General features: G+C 62.0%; 16 protein-coding genes. 10 read left to right on the top strand and 6 right to left on the bottom strand.

Annotated features, from left to right (window positions below; all coding sequences use genetic code 11):
• Positions 1 to 51 precede the first annotated feature (51 nt).
• On the top strand, positions 52 to 1,074 hold the full coding sequence (locus tag A7317_RS12250) for an AraC family transcriptional regulator (protein WP_069075914.1): 1,023 nt from the start codon (positions 52 to 54) through the stop codon (positions 1,072 to 1,074).
• Between the two features lie 737 nt (positions 1,075 to 1,811).
• Here A7317_RS12250 and A7317_RS12245 read toward each other — a convergent pair.
• The 5 genes from A7317_RS12245 to A7317_RS12225 all read right to left on the bottom strand — a co-directional run bounded on the left by A7317_RS12245 (position 1,812) and on the right by A7317_RS12225 (position 9,428).
• Positions 1,812 to 2,339: a hypothetical protein gene (locus tag A7317_RS12245; protein ID WP_041160930.1), complete on the bottom strand. Its 528-nt coding sequence runs from the start codon at positions 2,337 to 2,339 to the stop codon at positions 1,812 to 1,814.
• Positions 2,340 to 2,478: 139 nt separating this feature from the next.
• On the bottom strand, positions 2,479 to 3,894 hold the full coding sequence (locus A7317_RS12240) for an efflux transporter outer membrane subunit (RefSeq protein WP_024075316.1): 1,416 nt from the start codon (positions 3,892 to 3,894) through the stop codon (positions 2,479 to 2,481).
• Positions 3,891 to 7,070, bottom strand: a complete 3,180-nt coding sequence (locus A7317_RS12235; RefSeq protein WP_024075317.1) for an efflux RND transporter permease subunit — start codon at positions 7,068 to 7,070, stop codon at positions 3,891 to 3,893. The genes A7317_RS12240 and A7317_RS12235 overlap by 4 nt, the downstream gene beginning before the upstream one ends.
• A 15-nt stretch (positions 7,071 to 7,085) precedes the next feature.
• The gene (gene mexE / locus A7317_RS12230; protein WP_024075318.1) at positions 7,086 to 8,327 is read right to left on the bottom strand and encodes a multidrug efflux RND transporter periplasmic adaptor subunit MexE; all 1,242 of its coding nucleotides are present in this window, start codon (positions 8,325 to 8,327) and stop codon (positions 7,086 to 7,088) included.
• 204 nt (positions 8,328 to 8,531) lie between these two features.
• Positions 8,532 to 9,428, bottom strand: a complete 897-nt coding sequence (locus tag A7317_RS12225) for a LysR family transcriptional regulator (protein ID WP_069075913.1) — start codon at positions 9,426 to 9,428, stop codon at positions 8,532 to 8,534.
• A gap of 101 nt (positions 9,429 to 9,529) precedes the next feature.
• Between A7317_RS12225 and A7317_RS12220 the strand changes: the two genes are divergently transcribed.
• The 5 genes from A7317_RS12220 to A7317_RS12200 all read left to right on the top strand — a co-directional run bounded on the left by A7317_RS12220 (position 9,530) and on the right by A7317_RS12200 (position 13,779).
• The gene (locus A7317_RS12220; protein ID WP_069075912.1) at positions 9,530 to 10,534 is read left to right on the top strand and encodes a polysaccharide deacetylase family protein; all 1,005 of its coding nucleotides are present in this window, start codon (positions 9,530 to 9,532) and stop codon (positions 10,532 to 10,534) included.
• 28 nt (positions 10,535 to 10,562) lie between these two features.
• The gene (locus A7317_RS12215) at positions 10,563 to 11,105 is read left to right on the top strand and encodes an ester cyclase (RefSeq protein WP_069075911.1); all 543 of its coding nucleotides are present in this window, start codon (positions 10,563 to 10,565) and stop codon (positions 11,103 to 11,105) included.
• A gap of 111 nt (positions 11,106 to 11,216) precedes the next feature.
• Complete coding sequence (locus A7317_RS12210; RefSeq protein WP_024075322.1) at positions 11,217 to 11,651, top strand: nuclear transport factor 2 family protein; 435 nt, start codon at positions 11,217 to 11,219, stop codon at positions 11,649 to 11,651.
• A complete protein-coding gene (locus A7317_RS12205) occupies positions 11,648 to 13,117 on the top strand; it encodes an FAD/NAD(P)-binding protein (protein ID WP_069075910.1) in 1,470 nt (489 codons plus the stop codon). The genes A7317_RS12210 and A7317_RS12205 overlap by 4 nt, the downstream gene beginning before the upstream one ends.
• Positions 13,114 to 13,779 carry a glutathione S-transferase family protein gene (locus A7317_RS12200; RefSeq protein WP_069075909.1) on the top strand — a complete coding sequence of 222 codons (666 nt, stop codon included), beginning with the start codon at positions 13,114 to 13,116 and terminating at the stop codon, positions 13,777 to 13,779. Before A7317_RS12205 ends, A7317_RS12200 begins: the two co-directional genes overlap by 4 nt.
• On the opposite strand, the gene A7317_RS12195 is transcribed toward A7317_RS12200, so the two are convergent.
• Entirely contained in the window at positions 13,754 to 14,515 is a 762-nt protein-coding gene (locus tag A7317_RS12195; protein ID WP_024075325.1) for an ArsR/SmtB family transcription factor, read from the bottom strand. The two genes, A7317_RS12200 and A7317_RS12195, sit on opposite strands and share 26 nt — an antisense overlap.
• Before the next feature lie 139 nt (positions 14,516 to 14,654).
• Here A7317_RS12195 and A7317_RS12190 point away from each other — a divergent pair, with 139 nt between their 5' ends.
• From A7317_RS12190 to A7317_RS12175, 4 genes are all read left to right on the top strand, one after another.
• Entirely contained in the window at positions 14,655 to 16,028 is a 1,374-nt protein-coding gene (locus tag A7317_RS12190; protein WP_024075326.1) for an MFS transporter, read from the top strand.
• A gap of 96 nt (positions 16,029 to 16,124) precedes the next feature.
• Entirely contained in the window at positions 16,125 to 17,465 is a 1,341-nt protein-coding gene (locus A7317_RS12185; protein ID WP_206379763.1) for a lysine N(6)-hydroxylase/L-ornithine N(5)-oxygenase family protein, read from the top strand.
• Positions 17,466 to 17,481: 16 nt separating this feature from the next.
• Positions 17,482 to 17,835 carry a cupin domain-containing protein gene (locus A7317_RS12180; protein ID WP_041160931.1) on the top strand — a complete coding sequence of 118 codons (354 nt, stop codon included), beginning with the start codon at positions 17,482 to 17,484 and terminating at the stop codon, positions 17,833 to 17,835.
• Positions 17,832 to 18,956 (top strand): NAD(P)/FAD-dependent oxidoreductase, encoded by a 1,125-nt coding sequence (locus A7317_RS12175; protein ID WP_227496877.1) that lies wholly within the window; start codon positions 17,832 to 17,834, stop codon positions 18,954 to 18,956. The genes A7317_RS12180 and A7317_RS12175 overlap by 4 nt, the downstream gene beginning before the upstream one ends.
• Position 18,957 lies beyond the last annotated feature (1 nt).

Genomic DNA, 18,957 nt, shown 5'->3' with positions numbered 1-18,957 from the left:
CCGCCCTTATGATGCACACCACCTTTTGAGCCGTTGGATTGCCCCGCCCCCATGTCGGAAAAAGACACCATTTCCATCCATCTTGTGCGCGAAGCGCTGGCGCAGAGCTGTGCGCCGGGGGCCGCCACCGTTGAAGCGTTGAACAAGGTGGGCATCGACCCCGAGCTGTTGCTGCAGCCCGGCGCACGTGTGTCGGCCACCGCCTACGCGCGGTTGTGGCGCCTGCTGGCGCGTCGCCTGGACGATGAGTTCTTTGGCATGGACCCGCGCAAGCTCAAATCCGGCAGCCTGGCGTTTCTGTGCCGGGCCGCCCTGGCCCAACCCACCGTGGTCGATGGGTTGGAAACCGGGCTGGGGTTCCTGTCATTGATGCTCGACCATCTGCCTGCGCAACTGGTGCGCCAGCAAAGCCTGGCGGAAATCGTGCTGTTGGAAACCGAGGCAGAGCCACGCCGGGCGTTTACCTATTTCACGTACTGGATGATCGTCCACGGTGTTGCCTGCTGGTTGGCGGGGCGGCGTATACCGATCCTCGCCATCGAGCTGCGCTGCCCCCAGCCGGATTTCTGCGATGACTACCAGGTGATGTTCTCTGACAACCTGCGCTTTGATCGACCTCGCACCCGCATGATCTTCTCCGCCGACTGCCTCGACCTGCCCATCAAGCGCAGCCCCGAGGAGCTCAAGCGCTTCCTCGCCCATGCGCCGGCGAACATCCTGGTCAAGTACCGTGACCCCGACAGCCTGGCCACCCGCATCAAGCACGACCTGCGCCAGATGCCACCCGACATCTGGCCGGAAACCGACGGCCTGGCCGCCAGCCTGTGCATCTCCGCCTCAACCTTGCGCCGCCGCCTGGCGGAAGAAGGGCAGACCTATCAGGGCCTCAAGGACAGCGTGCGCAAAGAGCTGGCGATTGTCTGGCTGGCGGAACCCCACATCAGCTTTGCCGAGATCGCGACGCGACTGGGGTTTGCCGACACCAGTTCGTTTTATAAGGCGTTTCGTAAATGGGCGGGGTCGAATCCGGGGCATTATCGGAGTTTGATTTTGAATGAGACAAATAGGCTGTAACCGCAGGGGTGTGCGGGATTAGGAAATAACTGACTTAGTTCTTCTTGCGGACGACAGAAGGGTCTTTCGAGATTTTAGGAAGTGGCCGGCTTACTGCCAGTGCTTAATCATGCATAGTCCTTGGCACGGTAGTTATTACTTTTCTTTAATGGTTCGAATCATGTTCGGCGTGCCTTGGCTACAGCGATTGCGCGCCGCTAAGTCGAGGGCCGCCTATGGGGAATTAAAAGGCATAGCGGGTATCAGTCTTGAGTAGTGGAAATAAATATTATTGGCTTGATACTGAAGGTGAAAATCATGAAAGGTCTTTTTGCATTGCCATGTCTGGCTTTGATGTTGCTGTCGGCCCAAGTGTCTGCTTTGTGCTTGACTATTACTGACAGCTATAGCGGAATAATTCAACCCGAATCAGAGGCTGTCGCGCTTGGTCCATTCACCATTACTGGGGCCAACGGTTGCTCTAACGCAAATATTGACGCAATGGTGTCAGCCGCAGGCGGGGGCAGAGCGCCACAGATTTACATTCAACAACAGGTGGGCGGTTCCTGGAAAACAGTGGCCGGTAACCCCTTGTCAGCCTATGCCTCATGGCTCGGTCCACTGGGTACTTACCGGGTAATGCTAGAGAACCGCGAAACGGTCTCCAAGTCCTATTGGGGAACGGTCAGGTTCGGTCGGTAATGTCCTGAAGCAGCAGGGCGCCGAGGATGTCGTTGGCGCCCTGCATGGGGCTCATTTCAAGCATGCTCTTCTATCGAAAGTTCGTTTTTGGATGAATTGACGAAAAATGTCAGTGCATTGATTGCGTGATTGGCAGCGACCATGCCTTGGATATATTCGGGGATGCCTTGGGAGCGCTTGACGTTTGGATGACTTTCAACAAACGACAGATAGTCTTCTAGCTTTTCATTGAATAACGCGATTGCATTGTATTTTACGTCGGTTTCGGCTTGCTGGCCGTTGGCATCAAAAGCACCCAGGCCAGAGATGAACATATGAAAAGCTTCGCCATCAATGACGCCACTGTTATAGAGTCGGCTGCCGACTTTTTTTAGTTCGTTGGTGGTGATCGATGTCATGTCATAGTCTTTCAAGAATACTTTCAACTCATCAATCGATTGCTGCTTGCCAAGTTTCAGCGTTTCCGCGGCTTTTGATTCTTCCGTTATTGTGAATTTGTTCGTCACCTGTTCCGGATGTTGTATTTGAAACGGGTTCGACGCTTTCGTGTGCCTCATTTGTTCCGCAGTCAACAAAACGGCCATCGTGAAATCCTCCATTAGTTGAAAACTACACTTAATTTATCGGCCATCCTAAATGTCACTTTAAAAAAAAGCCCCGCGACCGAATGGACCATGGGGCAAAAAATTGGCTGGATGCGACCAACCAAAGGAGCTCTTTACGTTACTGGGCAGTCGCCACGACGGTGTCTGGTTTCCAGCCACCCCCTAGCGCCTTGTAGATCGCCACAATCCCGCGATACAGGTCGACTTCGGCCTGGGCCTGGGAGTCTTCGGCGGCCAGGCGTTCGCGTTGGGCGTCGAGCAGGACCAGGAAGTCCACGGTGCCTTCGCGGTAGCGGATCGCGGCGAGGTCGGCGGCGGCGCGGCTGGATTCGCTTTGACGGATCAGCGAGACCAGGCGTTGCTGGCGTTTGCCGTAATCACTGAAAGCATTCTCGGACTCTTCCAAGGCCAGCAACACTTGCTGCTCGTAGGTCGCCAGGGCGCCATCGGCTTCGGCGTCTGCGCCGCGCAGGCGGGCACGCACGCTGCCCAGGTCAAAGGCGGCCCAGGTAATGCTCGGGCCGAGGGCCCAGGCGTTCGCGGCCGATGAGCCGATCTGCGAACCCCGCCCGGCGGTAAAGCCGAGGAAGCCGCTGAGGCTGACCCGTGGGAACAGGTCGGCCTTGGCCACGCCGATGCGCGCGGTGGCGGCGGCGAGTTTGCGTTCGGCGCTGAGGATGTCCGGGCGTCGTTGCAGCAGTTGCCCTGGATCGCCGATCGGCAGCGCCTTGGCAATCGCCGGCAAGTCTTTCGGGCTCAGGTCCACGGTCAGCTTGTCGGGGCGCTGGCCGAGGAGGGTGGCGATGCGGTTACGCTCGCGCACTTGCTCGGCTTGCAGTTGCGGCACGCTGGCTTCCACCGCCGCCAGGCGTGCGTCGGCACGCTCCACGTCGAGTTGATCGCCCACACCGGCGTCGCGCAGGCTGACGGTGATGGTGCGTGACTCCTGTTGGTTCTTCAGGTTGTCCAAGGCGATGCGTTCACGCAACTGCGCGCCACGCAGTTGACCGTAGGCGTCCACCAGTTCGGCAATCATCGTGACTTGCAGTTGGTAGAGGTCGGCTTCGGCGGCCTGCTGGTCGGCGTCGGTGGCTTCCAGGTTGCGCTGGATGCGCCCGAACAGGTCCAGTTCCCAGGCCATGTCCAGGCCCAGGTCATACCGCTCGCTGTTCACCCGCCGGGTGGTCTGGCCAGGGATTTGCCCCTTGGCCAGGTCACTGCTGGCGCGGCTGGTAATCGTCGGCATGGCGTCGTTGCTGGCGTCGTCGCGGATCGCCCGTGCAGCGCGCAGGCGGGCAAAGGCGACGCGCAGGTCACGGTTGCCTTGCAGCGATTGCGTGACCAACTGGTTGAGGGTCGGATCGTCGAACTGCTGCCACCAGATGCCTTCGAATTTGGCGTGGTCATACTGTTTGGCGTCCGCGGCGGCGGTGATATTCGCCGCCTCCGGGGTCTGGGTTTTGTAGTCCGGGCCCACGGCACAGGCGCTCAGCGCCAGGACCAGCAAGCTCGGCAGAAAGACTTTCACACTCATTGCTGTGTCTCCAGCTTCAAGGCCTTGGCCGCTTTGCGCGCTTCGCTGCGCTCCACATAGCGACGGATCAGTACGTAGAACACTGGCGTCAGCAACAGACCGAAGAAGGTCACACCGATCATCCCGGAGAACACCGCCACACCCATGGCATGCCGCATCTCGGCACCGGCACCGGTGGACAGCACCAAGGGCACCACGCCCATGATGAAGGCGAACGAGGTCATCAGGATCGGCCGCAGACGCAGACGGCAGGCTTCCAGCACCGCAGCGAGCGGGTCGAGGCCTTCCTGCTGTTTGTCCTTGGCGAACTCGACGATCAGAATCGCGTTCTTACAGGCCAGGCCCACCAGTACGATCAGGCCGATCTGGGTGAAGATGTTGTTGTCGCCGCCCGAGATGATCACCCCGGTGATGGCCGACAGCAGCGTCATCGGTACGATCAGGATCACCGCCAGTGGCAGGCTCCAGCTTTCGTATTGGGCGGCCAGTACCAGGAACGCCAGCAGTACGCAGAGCGGGAATACGAACAGCGCGGTGTTGCCCGAGAGGATCTGCTGATAGGTCAGGTCGGTCCACTCGTACGTCATGCCGTTGGGCAGTTCATCCTTCAACAGTTTTTCAATCGCCGCCTGGGCCTGGCCGGAGCTGTAGCCCGGTGCCGCGTTGCCGTTGATTTCAGCGGTGATAAAGCCGTTGTAGTGCATCACACGGTCTGGCCCTGAGGTGTCGCTGACCTTGATGAAGGTGGCCAGTGGGATCATCTCGCCTTTGTTGTTACGCACTTTCAGCTGGCCGATCTGGTCGGAGTCCTGACGGAACTGTTGTTCAGCCTGCACGTTGACCTGATAGGTACGCCCGAAGCGGTTGAAGTCGTTGGCATACAACGAACCCAGGTACACCTGCAGGGTGTCGAAGATGTCACTGATTGCCACGCCGTGGGTCTTGGCCTTTTCACGGTCGATGGCCGCGTCGACCTGTGGCACGTTGACCGTGTAGCTGGTGAACAGGCCGAACAACTCCGGCACGCCACGGCTCTTGGTGATGACGTTCTGCACTTCTTTGTACAGCTCGTCATAGCCGAGGTTGCCACGGTCTTCGATCTGCAGGCGGAATCCGCCGATGGTGCCCAGCCCCTGTACCGGCGGCGGTGGGAAGATCGCCATGTAGGCTTCTTCGATGCCGCTGTACTTGCCGTTCAATGCACCGGCAATTGCCCCGGCGGACATGCTCGGGTCTTTGCGCTCATCGAACGGTTTCAAGGTCACGAACACGATGCCGCTGTTCGGGCTGTTGGTGAATCCGTTGATCGACAGGCCGGGGAAGGCAATCGCGGCTTCCACACCGGGTTGCTTCAGGGCGATGTCCGACATGCGCTTCATCACGTTTTCGGTGCGGTCCAGGCTCGCAGCGTCGGGCAGTTGGGCGAAGGCCACCAGGTATTGCTTGTCCTGGGCCGGTACGAAACCGGTCGGGGTGTGGGCAAACCCGAAGAAGGTCAGCACCATCAGGCCGGCGTACACGAACAGGGCAATGCCCGTGCCGCGAATCACCCGGCGTACGGTACCCACGTAGCCATGGCTGGCTTTCTCGAAAAAGCGGTTGAAGGGACGGAACAACCAGCCGCCAAAGAGCTTGTCGAGGAACTTCGAGAAGCGATCCTTCGGCGCATCGTGACCGCGCAGCAACACGGCGGCCAGGGCAGGGGACAGGGTCAGCGAGTTGAACGCCGAGATCACCGTCGAGATCGCAATGGTCAAGGCGAACTGTTTGTAGAACTGGCCGGTCAAGCCACTGATAAAGGCGGCTGGAATGAACACCGCACACAGCACCAGCGCCGTGGCGATGATCGGGCCGGTCACTTCACTCATGGCTTTTTCAGTTGCCGGGAACGGCGCCAGGCCCAGCTCGATATTACGTTCGACGTTCTCCACCACCACGATGGCGTCGTCCACCACGATGCCGATGGCCAGTACCAGGCCGAACAATGACAGGGCGTTGAGCGAGAACCCGAACAGGTGCATCACCGCAAACGTACCGATCAACGATACCGGTACTGCCACCAACGGAATGATCGAGGCGCGCCAAGTCTGCAGGAACAGGATCACCACCAGCACCACGAGGATCAGTGCTTCGAACAGAGTATGCACGACCGCTTCGATGGAACCGCGCACAAAGATCGTCGGGTCATAGGCGATACGGTAATCCATGCCCGCCGGAAAGCTCTTTTTCAACTCGGCCATCTTGGCGCGCACATCGTTGGAGATGTCGATGGCGTTCGAGCCGGGGCGCTGGAAAATCGGAATCGCGACGGCCGGCTGGTTATCGATCAGCGAGCGCAGCGCGTATTGGCTGGACCCCAGCTCGACGCGGGCGATGTCCTTGAGGCGCGTGATTTCACCGTTGGCGCCGGCGCGGATCACAATGTTCTCGAACTCTTCCTCGGTGACCAGGCGACCCTGGGTATTGACCGACAACTGGAAGCTGGTATCCGTTGGAGCAGGCTGGGCGCCCAGGGCACCGGCTGCTACCTGGCGGTTCTGCTCGCGGATCGCGGTGACCACATCGGTCGCGGTCAGGTTGCGCGAGGCGGTCTTGTTCGGATCCAGCCAGACACGCAGGGAGTAGTCGCCCATGCCGAACAACTGCACGTCGCCCACGCCACCCAAGCGGGCCAGCTCATCCTTGATATTGAGGATCGCGTAGTTGGACAGGTACAGCATGTCGTAACGCTGATCCGGCGAGGTCAAGTGCACCACCATGGTCAGGTCGGGGGAGGCCTTGTCCACGGTAATACCGATGCGCGTCACTTCCTCAGGCAATTTTGGCTGAGTCCGCGTCACACGGTTTTGCACCTGCACCTGCGCGTTGTCCAGGTCGGTGCCCAGGGCGAAGGTGATGGTCAGGGTCAGCTTGCCGTCGGCGGTCGACTGCGAGGACATGTACAGCATGTTCTCGACGCCGGTGATGGCTTGCTCCAACGGCGCGGCCACGGTTTCACCGATGACCTTGGGGTTGGCGCCCGGGAAGTTGGCGCGTACCACCACGGTGGGCGGCACCACTTCCGGGTATTCGCTGATCGGCAACTGGAACAGCGAGATCGCACCGGCGATCAGGATCAGCAGCGACAGCACCGCTGCGAAGATCGGCCGCGAAATGAAGAACTTGGAAAAATTCATCTTGAGTCGTATCCCTTAACCGCGTGGAGTCGCAGCGCTGGCAAGTTTGGGCGCGGTTTTGTCCGGCGCCACTTGTTCCAGGTTGCTGGCTTCAAGCGCTTGTCGTTGTTGGGCCAAGGCGGCGAGGGTTTCCTTGCTGGCCATCGGAATGGTTTCCGGGGCGACCGGCGAGCCGGGGCGCGCGCGTTGCAGGCCCTTGACGATAATGGTGTCGTCCTTGTTCAGGCCGCTGCGCACAATACGCAAGCCTTCGATCTTCGGCCCCAGCTCCACCGCGCGATAAGCCGGCTTGTCGCCTTCCATCACCAGCACGAACTTCTTGCCCAGGTCGGTACCCACGGCCTCGTCGTTGATCAGTACGGCGGAGTAGGTGCCGCTGCCGACCAGTTTCAGGCGTGCGTACAGGCCAGGGGTGTATTCGCCTTTGCTGTTATCGAACACGGCGCGGCCACGGATGGTGCCGGTGGCCGGGTTGACCTGGTTGTCGACAAAGTTCATCTGGCCCAGGTGCGGGTTGCCGGTTTCATTCGACAGGCCCAGGTACACCGGGGTGGTCGCCCCGCGACGGCCCTGGCGAGCCAGCTCGGTGTACTTGAGGTACACGCGCTCATCGGCGTCGAAGTAGGCGTAGACCTTGTCGGTGGAGACCACGCTGGTCAGCGTGGTGACATCGGCGGTCACCAGGTTGCCGGCGGTGATTTCGGCACGGCTGACGCGGCCGCTGATCGGCGAGGTGACGCGGGTAAAGCTCAGGTTCAGCTTGGCCAGGTCCAACTGCGCCTGGATCCCGGCGACAGCCGCGCGGGCTTCCTGGGCGGCGGTGGTGCGCGAGTCGGCCAGTTCGGCGGAGATCGCATTGCTCTGGCGCAGGCGCTCGCCGCGTTGGGCTTCGTTATCGCTGCGGGTGGCAGCGGCTTTGGTTTGCGCCAGTTGGGCTTCGAGGCGGCGCACTTCGGCCTGGAATGGACGCGGGTCGATCTGGAACAGCAGGTCGCCTTTCTTGACCAAAGCGCCTTCGGTGAAAGCGACTTGGTCAATCTGGCCAGAAACCCGTGGACGAATCTGTACGGTCTCAGGCGCTTCCAGGCGACCGGTGAACTCGTCCCACTCGTTGACCGGTTGTTCGAGTACCTTGGCCACGCTGACTTTCGCAGCAGGCATGGCGGCCGCTTGTTCCGGGGCCTTGCCGCACGCGCTCATCACTACCACGGCCAAAATCGCCAAGGGAAAGCGTAAGTGTTTGAGTGACTGTTCCATGAGGTGCATCCGCCAATGTATTTGAGATGGGCGGATCATGCGCGGCGAGGCGGTATGTCACGAATCGAATGAAGCAAAGGTAACTATCATTCGGAATGATATAAGCGCGTTGTCAGCCCTCTAGCATGCAGGTTTCATTAGGCAGCTATCAATGTGATTGATAGCAAAGGTGTGTTGCGCAGGCTGCAAGGAACTTATCCAGGCTTACGGTGTGCCCTCAGCCGTCAACTGCGCGGCGATCCGCTCTATCAGCAGGCGCACGCGCCGGGGCTGGACCCGCGAGGGCGGGTAGACGATGTTCAGTGCGGTGCCACCCAGGTCGTAGTCCTTGAGTACTTCGACCAAGCGCCCGGCATCGAGGTCGGCGCGCACATCCCACACCGATTTCAAGCACAGGCCATGGCCGGCCAGGCACCATTGCCGGACCAGCGCGCCGTCATTCGCCACGCGGCGGCCACTCACCAGGATGCGGTGTGTCTTGCCGTGCAGCTTGAAGGTCCATTCCCGCGCGATATTGATACCGAAGCGCATGACCAGGCATTCATGTCGGGTCAAGTCCTCGGGGTGTTGCGGGGTGCCATGCCGGGCCAGGTACAGCGGTGACGCACACACAACACGTCGGTTTTCACCGATCAGCCGCGCATGCAGCGTGCTGTCGGCCAACGCGCCGAAGCGCACGGCGAAATCGATTCCCTGGCTGACGGGATCGACGTAGCCGTCGCTGAGGTTCAGGTCGATGCTGACCTGCGGGTACTCCTGCATAAACTGCGCAAGGATCGGCTCGATGTATTGGCGGCCCAGGTCTTCCGGGGCGCTGAGGCGGATCGGCCCGGAAATTCTCTGGGTGCCCAGGCGAATGCTGCTGTGCAACTCATCCGCCTCCGCCAGCAGGCGCCGGGCGCCATCGACCAGCAGGCGGCCTTCATCCGTGAGGTTGATCGCGCGGGTGGTGCGGTTGAGCAGGCTGGCACCGTAGAAACTCTCCAACTGCGCCAGCCGTTCCGACACGGAGGCCGGCGATAAACCCAGTTCCCGGCCGGCCGCGGATAACCCGCCTTTCTCGACAATCAGCAAAAACAGCTCAAGGTTCTTCAGTAGCATTATTCGGTTTTTCCGAAAGTGATTTTTGATTTGCGCTCAATTATCAAAATAAACCTAAAGGCTTAGGGTTGCATCCGTGTTTATCCAACGGAGTGACGCTCATGTCATACGTGAACCTGCAACGGCGTACTTTCCTGGCCCAGGCGGGCGCCGGTGCCGCGGTACTAACCGCCGGATCGTTGCTCGGCACGGCCAACGCGGCCACGGCGCCAACGGACGCTGCCCCAGCGGCAAGCGTACGCCAGGCCAAGGGCGGCTTCTGGCCGGGCAATACGCGCCTGGTGGGGTCAGTGTCGATGCAATTCGAAGCCGGCGGGCAACCGCTCAAGGGTACCGACAGCCCGTTTCCCCCTGTGGATTTTCCCGACAACGTGCCCGCCGACCCGGCCACCAATACCTGGTTCGCCTATGGCTACCGCGAAGGTATTCCCAGGCTGCTCGACCTCTGGGACCGGCATGGCGTCAAGGTCACCAGCCACATGATCGGGGACGCGGTAAAGCGCCACCCTGAATTGGCCCGCGAGATCGTCGCGCGCGGCCATGAAGCCTCCGGCCATGGCCCGCGCTGGAGTTCGCAATTTGCCATGAGCCGTGATGAAGAACGCACGTTCCTGCGCCAGGCCGCCCGCATGCTGCAAGACGTCACCGGCCAACCGGTCAGCGGCTACAACTGCAATTGGTTGCGCCGCGGCCCCAATACCTTGTCGTTGCTGCAAGAGCTGGGCTACGTCTATCACATCGATGATGTGAGCCGTGACGAGCCGTTTATCGAACAGGTCAACGGCAAGGACTTTGTGGTGGTGCCGTACACCTTGCGCAACAACGACATTGTCCTGATCGAAGGCCGCAACTACTCACCGTCGCAGTTCCTGGAACAGGTGAAGCTGGATTTCGACCAGCTGTACGAAGAGGCCGGCAGCCGGCGCCGCATGATGTCGATCAGTGCCCACGACCGCATCAGCGGTACGCCGCAAATGGTCAGGGTCTGGGATGAGTTCCTGCGCTACGCCAACAGCCACCCCGGCGTCGCCTTCATGCGCAAGGACGCGATCGCGCAATACACCCTCAAGAGCCCCCTCAGCGTCAGGGAAGGCGAGACGATTTGAACCGTCCCCCACACAAGGAAACTGCAGCATGAAACACTCAGCGATATCGCGCTTTGGCATTGTCACTACGCTCCTGGCCTCGTCGTTTTGCAGCGCGGCCATGGCGGCAACCCCCGAGCTGGTGAAGCCGGGCGTGCGGGTGATCGACAACAGCCTGTCGGCCGCACAGCGGGCCAGCATGGAAACCGCCGCCCTGCGCTATGACACCTTCTGGAATACCGGTGACGAACGCCTGGCGCTGGAGGCCCTGGCCGATGATTTCGTCGACAAAACCCCGCCGCCCGGTCGCCAACCCGGCCCGCAGGGCGCGTTGCTGGCGTCGCGGACCTTTCGCGGTGCGGTGCCGGACCTGCGTTGCGAGGTCGAACAGATGATCCTTGCCGGTGACCGGGTGGTGGTGCACCTGCATTTTCGCGGGCATTTCACCGGTACATTCGGCCAGACCCAGGGGGCGGGGCAACCGGTGGATTTTATCGCCACCGATATCTACCAGATCGAAAACGGCAAGATCGCCGCCAACTGGCACATCGAAGACAACCTGAGTGTGATGAAACAGCTGGGCGCGCTCTGACGCCTGAGAGGGGCAGGGCAGACACTTCGGGCCAGGTCGAAGCATCCTGGGGTGGCAATTCCCTATAGTTGGGGCTTCTATTATTGCAGTGTTGCCCCCTGAGGAAACTCCATGACTTCGTCTATCGATCCTGGCCTGTTGGGTATTTATGAAGCTTGGCACACCACCGTCTGTGCGGGCGACCTCGCGGCCACTGCAGCGCTGTACGCAGAACACGCGGTGTTCGAGACACCCCTGGTGCTGGCGATCTACCCCGACCACGGCAGCGGGGTACTGGTGGGGCGCGACGTGATCCAGCGGTTCATGGAAGACAGCAAGCGCAAGTTCCCCAGTGACTTGGCCGAGTGGTATCGCAGCGACAAAGCGTTCATCAATGGTCGCAACCTGACCTGGGAGTACCCGCGCAAGACGCCCAAAGGCGAACAGGTCGACCTGATGGAAATGATGGAGATCGAAAACGGCCTGATCACCTATCACCGCGTGTATTGGGGCTGGTACGGCGTGCGGTTGCTGGCGCCTGTCCTGGCCAAGGCGCATACGTTGTGACGCGGCGGGCGACGGTCGCCATCATTGGTGGCTCAGTCACCGGCGTTGCGGCCTTTATCAAGCTGGTGCGCACGGGCGTGGCGGGTTGCATCGAGATCATCGATCCCGAAGGGCTGGCGGATTCAATCGCCTTCACGGCCTCCCAGGACGCGCTGTTGTGCAATACCTCGGTACAGACCATGTCGGTGCTGGACGACGACATGCATGACTTCCAGCACTACCTGCGGGCCCAAGGCATCGATGTCGGTGAGCAGGCGTTTGTGCCGCGGGCCTGGGTGTCGGGCTACCTCAAACGACGGTATGCCGAGTATCGCGACCTGGCCGAGGCCCGGGGCATCGAGCACCGGGTGGTGCGTGCGGCGGTGCGCCATATCAAGCCGGTCGCCCACGGTGAATACCGCTTGGAGCTGGAGGATGGCAGCCAGCGTTCAGCCTCGGCGGTGCTGGTATGCACCGGCAGCGCGGCGCCGTTTGTGCCGCCGCTGGTGACCCCGCACCTGGGCGCACCGGGGATTTTCGCGACGCCGTACCCGACCCGGTCCTGGTTGGCGAGCCTGACCCGGCCTTCACGGGTATTGGTGCTGGGCAGTCGGTTGTCGGCCATCGATAGCGTGCTGCTGTTGTGCGGCGCGGGGCACCAGGTGCTGATGGCTTCGCCGTCCGGGCGTTTGCCGGGCGTGCGCACGGGCACTCCCCGACGGTGCACGGCGAGCCTGGATGAAGCGCGGTTTGCCCGACTGGACCTGGAAAGCCCCAAGCTGTACTGGCATTTGCTGCGCATCGTCGCGCGTTCGGCCAAGGCCATCAGTGGCCGCTCGTTGCGCACGCAGATCGATCGCAGTGCCGAGCCTGTCCAGCGCCTGCGCGGTGAAATCGCCCTGGCCGAGGGGGGCGCGACAGACTGGCAAAACCTGCTGGTGCAGTGCATGGACCTGGCCGACATCAAGCTGCGCGCCGCGCCGCCGGCAGTCAGGCTGGCGGCGCTGCAAAACTGCTGGGAAGCGGTTGGGCGCTACCTGTTCGCGGTGCCGTTGCAGACCGCGACCACCCTGTTGCGCCTGATTGACCAAGGGCAACTGCAATTGGCGCCCCAGTTGCCGACGACGCTGGAGTGGCAGGGCAGATGGCAGGCCCGTGACCGCCATGGGCATGTCGAGGTGGTCGACGCCGTGGTCTGCGCCACCGGCTTTCACAAGCAACCGTTCCATGCCACCCCGGACGGCCTGGCCCTGCACGTGACGCCCGCCACGCCCTGCACGCCCCCCGAAGTGTCTGCGCAATTGCAGGTCAGCTTGCCGGGCGCCGGGGCGCCGGAAAACATCTGGCTGCTGGGCGTGGCCTCCTACCTGGCGGCGCCGATGGTCAATTCGGTGTACCAATCGGTGCGTCAGGCGGGCGAGGTGGTGGTGATGCTCGGCGAGCACTTTTCATTAATGGACGAACAGGCAACCGAGGCAGTGGCATGAAAGTGTATGGCGACAGAGGTTCGAGCAATACCCGGCGTGTGCTGACCACAGCCGCTTACCTGGGGCTGGACGTGGAATTCGTGTTCCTCGACCTGTTCAGCGGCCAGAATCGTACGCCGGAGTACCTGGCGCTCAACCCGAACGGCACGATCCCGACCTTTGTCGACGGCGACGTGGTGCTGTTCGAGGCGTCGGCCATCATGATTTACCTGGTGGAACAGGCCGGTTCGTCATTGTTGCCCTCGGGCAACGCCAAGTACGAAACCCTCAAGTGGATGTTCTGGGCCGCCGAGCATTTTCGCCGCGGGCCCACGGTGCTGATCGAACAGCGTTTCATGGAGCGCCTGAAGGGGCATGCCGAAAACCCGACCCTGGTTGCGGAAGCCCTGCACGCCATCCACCGCTACACCGCCGTGCTCGAGGGGCACCTGAGTACCCGCCGGTTTATGGTCGGCGATGGGCTGACCTTGGCCGACATCGACCTGGCGGCGCCCTTGAGCCATATCCCGCGTACCCAGGCGCCGTTCCTGGAGTATCCCCATGTGGCGGCCTGGTATGAGCGGATCAACGCGATTGCCGCCTGGCAGCAGAGCGGGGTTGCCCAGGAGCGCAGGATCCGCGAAATCGAAGGGCTGTTCAGCCTGCGGCGGGAGCCGGCATAAGCCTTTTGCGGGCCGGCGCCATCGCATGCAAGGGCGCCTCCAGATGCCGCAAGTGTTCAATCCCCAAATGCATTTTGAACGCGCGCCAGCCGGCGCCGGTGACGTGCACCGCGCGCGTGCCGGTGGTTCGCCTTAGCCAGCCCAGCTGGCAAAAGGTCTCCAGCAGATGGGCCCCAAGCGGGCCGGCGATGTGGTGCTCGCGTTCGGTCCAGTCCAGGCAACGACGGGCCTGGACGTGGTCCTGGAAGCACGGCTCGCCACTGTCCGGGTTAAGCGATTGCAGCCATTCAATGCCGCGCAGCGTCAGCACATATTCGCGTTCGTTGCGATCGAGGATGTAGCCACGGTCGAGCATGCCCTGGGTCACCGCAACGCCGACCTGGCCGGCCAGGTGATCGTAGCAGCAACGGGCAAAGCGCAGCTCATGGGCGGCACGGTTGGGCAGGCTGCGCCAGGTACTGGTCTGCGGCGACACCGCCGCCAGGCTTTCCAATACATGGGATACATCAGGGCCGGCCAACTGATAGAAGCGGTTGCGGCCCTTGGTCTCGACCGTGAGCAAACCGCCATCGAGCAACTTCGCCAGGTGTGAACTGGCTGTCTGCGGTGTCACCCCAGCAGCATCGGCCAGGGCACTGGCGGACATGGAACTGCCATCGGCCAGGGTGATGAGGATCACGGCGCGTACAGGCTCGGCGATCAGGTAGGCGATGGATGAAATTTTGGGCTGGGTCATTCCATTGAACTCCGCGCTTTGCCAGGTGATGTCGGGTTTCAGGATGACATAAACACTAACACTTCGACACAGCCCGAAGCGTTTCAATTGAAAAGCTGCTTATAGTCAAAGCGCCATTATGGATAGGAAAGACGGGGTTATGGAACTCAACACGCGCTACCAACGACAGGTACTGATCGCCACCAGCCTCAGCTATGTGGTCGTCATTCTGGATACCTCCATCGTCAACGTGGCACTGGAGTCCATCTCCCAGACGTTCGGCTCGGATATCACCGGCCTGCAATGGGTGATCAACGCTTACACCCTGACTTTTGCCAGCCTGCTGCTGACGGGCGGCTTGCTCGGCGACCGCTACGGAGCAAAGAAAATCTACGCCGTCGGCCTCGGCCTGTTTGCGCTGGCCTCGGGCTTATGCGGGCTGGCCAACGATCTGCCTGAACTGGTGGGCGCACGCGTCCTGCAAGGGGTAGGGGCCGCGCTGCTGGTGCCATGCTCCTTGATGCTGATCAACAGCGCCTACCCACAGACCCACCAGCGTGCCAGTGCCATCGGCGTGTGGGCAGGCTGCGGTGGTATTGCCATGGCGGCCGGCCCCTTGGTGGGTGGGGTGCTGATCGAACTGTTCGGCTGGCGCAGTATTTTCCTGATCAACGTGCCGATTGCCCTGGTCGGCGTCTGGCTGACGTCGCGCATCCCATCTTCAGCGCCCCTGGCGCCCAACCGCCACTTGGATGTCACGGGGCAAATCACCGCCATTATTGCGCTGGCGACCTCGGTGGCCGTGCTGATCGAAGGGGCCAAACTGGGGTGGAATTCCGAGTGGGTCTACGTCGGGGTGTTTGTCGCGTGTATCGCCTGGTGCGCGTTCCTGGTGACCGAGAGCCGGCACAAGGACCCGATGCTGCCGCTGCATTACTTCCGTAACCCGGTGTTTTCCGGGGCAACGTTCCTGTCGCTGGTCTCGGCCCTGGTGTTCTACGGGTTGTTTTTCCTGCTCAGCCTGTACTTCCAGACCGACCGGGGCTGGTCACCGTTGGAGACGGGCCTGGCGTTCCTGCCATTGACCGCCATGGTCACCCTCGGCAGCTTCACCTGCGGCCGGTTGACCCGGGCCTATGGCGCCCGCGCCGTGCTGTGTGCGGGGTTCGGCCTGTACACCCTGGGGTTTATCGGCCTGTTCGCGTTGGCCGTCGATGCGCCGTACTGGCGCATCGCGCTGTGTTACCCGGCGGTGGGGTTCGGTGCGGGGATCATTACGCCGGCCGCCACCTCCGTGCTCATGAGTGTGGTTGATCGTGCCAAGGCCGGGGTGGCCGCAGGCACGCTCAATGCCAGTCGACAAAGTGGTTCAGCCTTTGGCGTGGCGATCTTCGGGGCCCTGCTGACCTCGATCCAACCGCGTAGCGATGCCATCTACCTCGCTGTCAGCGTTGCGATCGGCTTGTCATTGCTGGCCATGATGCTGTCCGCCCTGGTGCTCAAGGTGCCAGCTGCGCACCCCGTGAAAAACTGATGCGTTTGCATTTGTAAAACCATTGCCCAGCACGCCTTCGTGAATGCCGCGAGGCGCCGCTGCACCTGAAAAACATCATCACTAGGGATAATGATCATGAATGTGCTCTCTGCGGCAGCCGTTGTAGATATAGCGGGAATCGGCATTGGCCCGGCTAATTTGAGCCTGGCGGCGCTGGCCCAGCCCAAACCCGGCCTTACCGCGACGTTTTTCGAGCGCAGCAGCGAATTTCAATGGCATGCGGGGATGATGGTGCCCGACGCCATGTTGCAGGTGCACTACCTCAAGGACCTGGTCAGCCTGGTGGACCCGTCCAATCCACTGTCGTTCCTCGCCTACCTGGCCAAGCAAAAACAGTTGTTGAGCTTTATCAACGCCAATTTCGATCAAGTGCTGCGCCGCGAATTCAACCAGTACTACCGCTGGGCCTGTACCCAGCTGCCCAACCTGCATTTCAACAGCGAAGTGCGTTCGGTGGAGTTCGAGAACGGGCTGTTCCTGCTCAAGGGGGATACCTGGGTCCAGCCGGCGCGCAACCTGGTGCTGGGCACCGGGCAACAGCCTTCGATCCCGGCATTCGCGCGCCCACACCTGGGCGACACGCTGTTCCATTCCTCCCAGTACATGACCCGCAAGCGCAGCCTGAAAGACAAACGCGTGGTGGTGATCGGCGGCGGCCAGACCGGCGCCGAGATCATTCAGCACCTGCTGTCCGACACCAGCGCGCTACCGGCCAGCGTGACCTGGGTGTCGCGGCGCTGGAATTTCTCGCCGCTGGATGAGTCGCCCTTTACCAACGAGCTGTATACCCCGCAATACAGCGACCACTTCTTTGCCCAACCCGAGGCCGTGCGCCAGTCGCTGCTGGTCGAACAGAAACTGGCGAGCGACGGCATCTCCCAATCGTTGTTGCAATCGATTTACCGCCGCCTGTACGAGCTCAAGCACGTGCTGCATCACCCTTGCAAAGTCCGCCTGTTGCCGGGCCGCGAGTTGACCGCAGTCCAGCAGCGTCCCCATCACTGGAGCCTGTCGCTGGTGCATGGGCACAGCCATGTGCAGGAAGAGCTGAGTGCCGACATGGCGGTGCTGTGCACCGGGTACGCCTACCAGATGCCGGAATGCCTGGGGGCGATCGAGCCACGCATCACCCGGCGCAACGGCGAATACGTGTTCAACCAGGACTACTCCGTGCAGTGGGACGGCCCGCAGGGGTCGGCCATCTACGTGCAAAACGCCGCGCGCAGCCAGAAAGGCATCGCCGACCCGAACCTGGGCCTGATTCCCTGGCGCTGCGCAAACATCCTCAACAGCGTCAGCGGGCAAGCCCTGTACGACCTGGACGAACCCGACGCGTTCGTCCAATGGGGCCCCAGCGCTGCCTTCGACGAGGTCAGCGACGCGCGTTTCGATCGCCTGACCGCCCTCGCCAACTAGACCCAGGAGCCCGGCCATGGAGCCCATCACACTACCGCCCAACGGCAACGCCCCGGTCATTCGCGAAACCGAGGAACCGGTGGCGCTGCAAGGCGTGCACCTGTACCTGCACCACTTTTCCGGCAAATTGGTCAACGCCCCGATCCAGTCCTCGCGTTTCACCATCGATCCCGACTGCGCAACGGATGAAGACAGGCACGCAGTCAACGAGATCTGGTTTATCAGCGGCGGCGACCTCAACGTGTTCTACGACGGTACCTGGCACGCGGTAAAAAATGGCGACAGTTTGTATTTTGCCCCCTGGCGCCCACATTTAGCGCGCAACGCCGGCACCGCGCAGGTCCAGGTGTTTTCGGTGTGGTGGGCATGAGCATGCAGCAGGATTTCGACCTGGTGATTGTCGGCGGCGGCATTATCGGCGCCTGGGCCTTGCACCACGCGGTACAGCGTTACCCGCACTGGCGGATTCTGTTGATCGACCGCTACCGCATCGGCGATGGGGCGACCTCGCACTCGGCGGGGGTGCTGCTGGCCACCGGGCGCTCGGCACGCGAACGGCGCCTGGCCGGGGAGAGTGCCGGGCTGTACCGCGCGCTGCGTGATCGGCTGGGCATCCGCACCAGCCAGGCGCCGGTGTACTGGCTGGCGGATCGCAGCCTGACGCCCGAGATTCAGCAGGCCGTGGTCGAGGCCACGGTCGAGCCCGCCGACCTGTCGGCCGCCGACCTCGGTGAACGCCTGGGTGCGCCGCTCACGGTGGGCACGGGCGAGTGCCTGTTGCGCGGCGGCACCGCCGAAAGCTACGAGCCGCCTTGGGTGGCGCGGTTGCTGATCAGCCAGAGCCTGGCCAGCGCCCAGGTGCGTTGCATCGAGGGCGTGGGTGTGCAGCGTATCGATGCGCAGGGCAGCGGTTCGCGTATCACCCTGGCCGATGGCGCCAGCGTGCGCGCCCGACGCACCCTGGTTGCCACCGGGCCATGGGTCAGCGAGTCGCCGTTTGGCGCACTCGCTACCGAGCACGGGCTACGGGTCAAGAAGGTGGTGGCCTTGCATATCGATGGCGTACCGCCGGCGAATGCCGCGGCGTTGTTCCTGCCGCAATCCGATGCGTACCTGATGCCACTGGCCGCCCGCAACCAATGGCTGTTCAGCTTTCGTTGTGATGAATGGGATGTGGCGCCGCGCAAGCACGCGCTGGAAATCACTCCCCACGACCGGGACGTCGCCAACCGCACGCTGGCGCACTACCTGCCGGCGTTGGTGGCGCGGTGTCGCGGCGGCCGGGTGTTCTGCGACAGCTACAGCCCCAGCGGCGAATCGCGGGTGAGCTTCGACCCGGTGCACCACCTGGTATTTGCCGGTGCCGGCAGTGGTGCGGGTTTCCGCCTGGCCCCCGGCATTGCCCGCGAGGCCCTCGATTTGATCGTGGCTCATCGGCCCGATACGGCGGCCATCGCCGAACCCACACTTTCCGCTGCCTCGATGGATTGAA

Origin of the sequence: Pseudomonas fluorescens (assembly GCF_001708445.1) — a bacterium.
Classification (GTDB): Bacteria; Pseudomonadota; Gammaproteobacteria; order Pseudomonadales; family Pseudomonadaceae; genus Aquipseudomonas; species Aquipseudomonas gorinensis.
This window is presented reverse-complemented; position numbering and strand designations above follow the sequence as displayed.

What these genes read in the sequence shown, in the direction of transcription:
- A7317_RS12250 (WP_069075914.1), top strand. Translation starts at nt 52, where the DNA reads ATGTCGGAAAAAGACACCATTTCCATCCATCTTGTGCGCGAAGCGCTG.
- A7317_RS12245 (WP_041160930.1), bottom strand. Translation starts at nt 2,339, where the DNA reads ATGGCCGTTTTGTTGACTGCGGAACAAATGAGGCACACGAAAGCGTCG.
- A7317_RS12240 (WP_024075316.1), bottom strand. Translation starts at nt 3,894, where the DNA reads ATGAGTGTGAAAGTCTTTCTGCCGAGCTTGCTGGTCCTGGCGCTGAGC.
- A7317_RS12235 (WP_024075317.1), bottom strand. Translation starts at nt 7,070, where the DNA reads ATGAATTTTTCCAAGTTCTTCATTTCGCGGCCGATCTTCGCAGCGGTG.
- mexE (WP_024075318.1), bottom strand. Translation starts at nt 8,327, where the DNA reads ATGGAACAGTCACTCAAACACTTACGCTTTCCCTTGGCGATTTTGGCC.
- A7317_RS12225 (WP_069075913.1), bottom strand. Translation starts at nt 9,428, where the DNA reads ATGCTACTGAAGAACCTTGAGCTGTTTTTGCTGATTGTCGAGAAAGGC.
- A7317_RS12220 (WP_069075912.1), top strand. Translation starts at nt 9,530, where the DNA reads ATGTCATACGTGAACCTGCAACGGCGTACTTTCCTGGCCCAGGCGGGC.
- A7317_RS12215 (WP_069075911.1), top strand. Translation starts at nt 10,563, where the DNA reads ATGAAACACTCAGCGATATCGCGCTTTGGCATTGTCACTACGCTCCTG.
- A7317_RS12210 (WP_024075322.1), top strand. Translation starts at nt 11,217, where the DNA reads ATGACTTCGTCTATCGATCCTGGCCTGTTGGGTATTTATGAAGCTTGG.
- A7317_RS12200 (WP_069075909.1), top strand. Translation starts at nt 13,114, where the DNA reads ATGAAAGTGTATGGCGACAGAGGTTCGAGCAATACCCGGCGTGTGCTG.
- A7317_RS12195 (WP_024075325.1), bottom strand. Translation starts at nt 14,515, where the DNA reads ATGACCCAGCCCAAAATTTCATCCATCGCCTACCTGATCGCCGAGCCT.
- A7317_RS12190 (WP_024075326.1), top strand. Translation starts at nt 14,655, where the DNA reads ATGGAACTCAACACGCGCTACCAACGACAGGTACTGATCGCCACCAGC.
- A7317_RS12185 (WP_206379763.1), top strand. Translation starts at nt 16,125, where the DNA reads ATGAATGTGCTCTCTGCGGCAGCCGTTGTAGATATAGCGGGAATCGGC.
- A7317_RS12180 (WP_041160931.1), top strand. Translation starts at nt 17,482, where the DNA reads ATGGAGCCCATCACACTACCGCCCAACGGCAACGCCCCGGTCATTCGC.
- A7317_RS12175 (WP_227496877.1), top strand. Translation starts at nt 17,832, where the DNA reads ATGAGCATGCAGCAGGATTTCGACCTGGTGATTGTCGGCGGCGGCATT.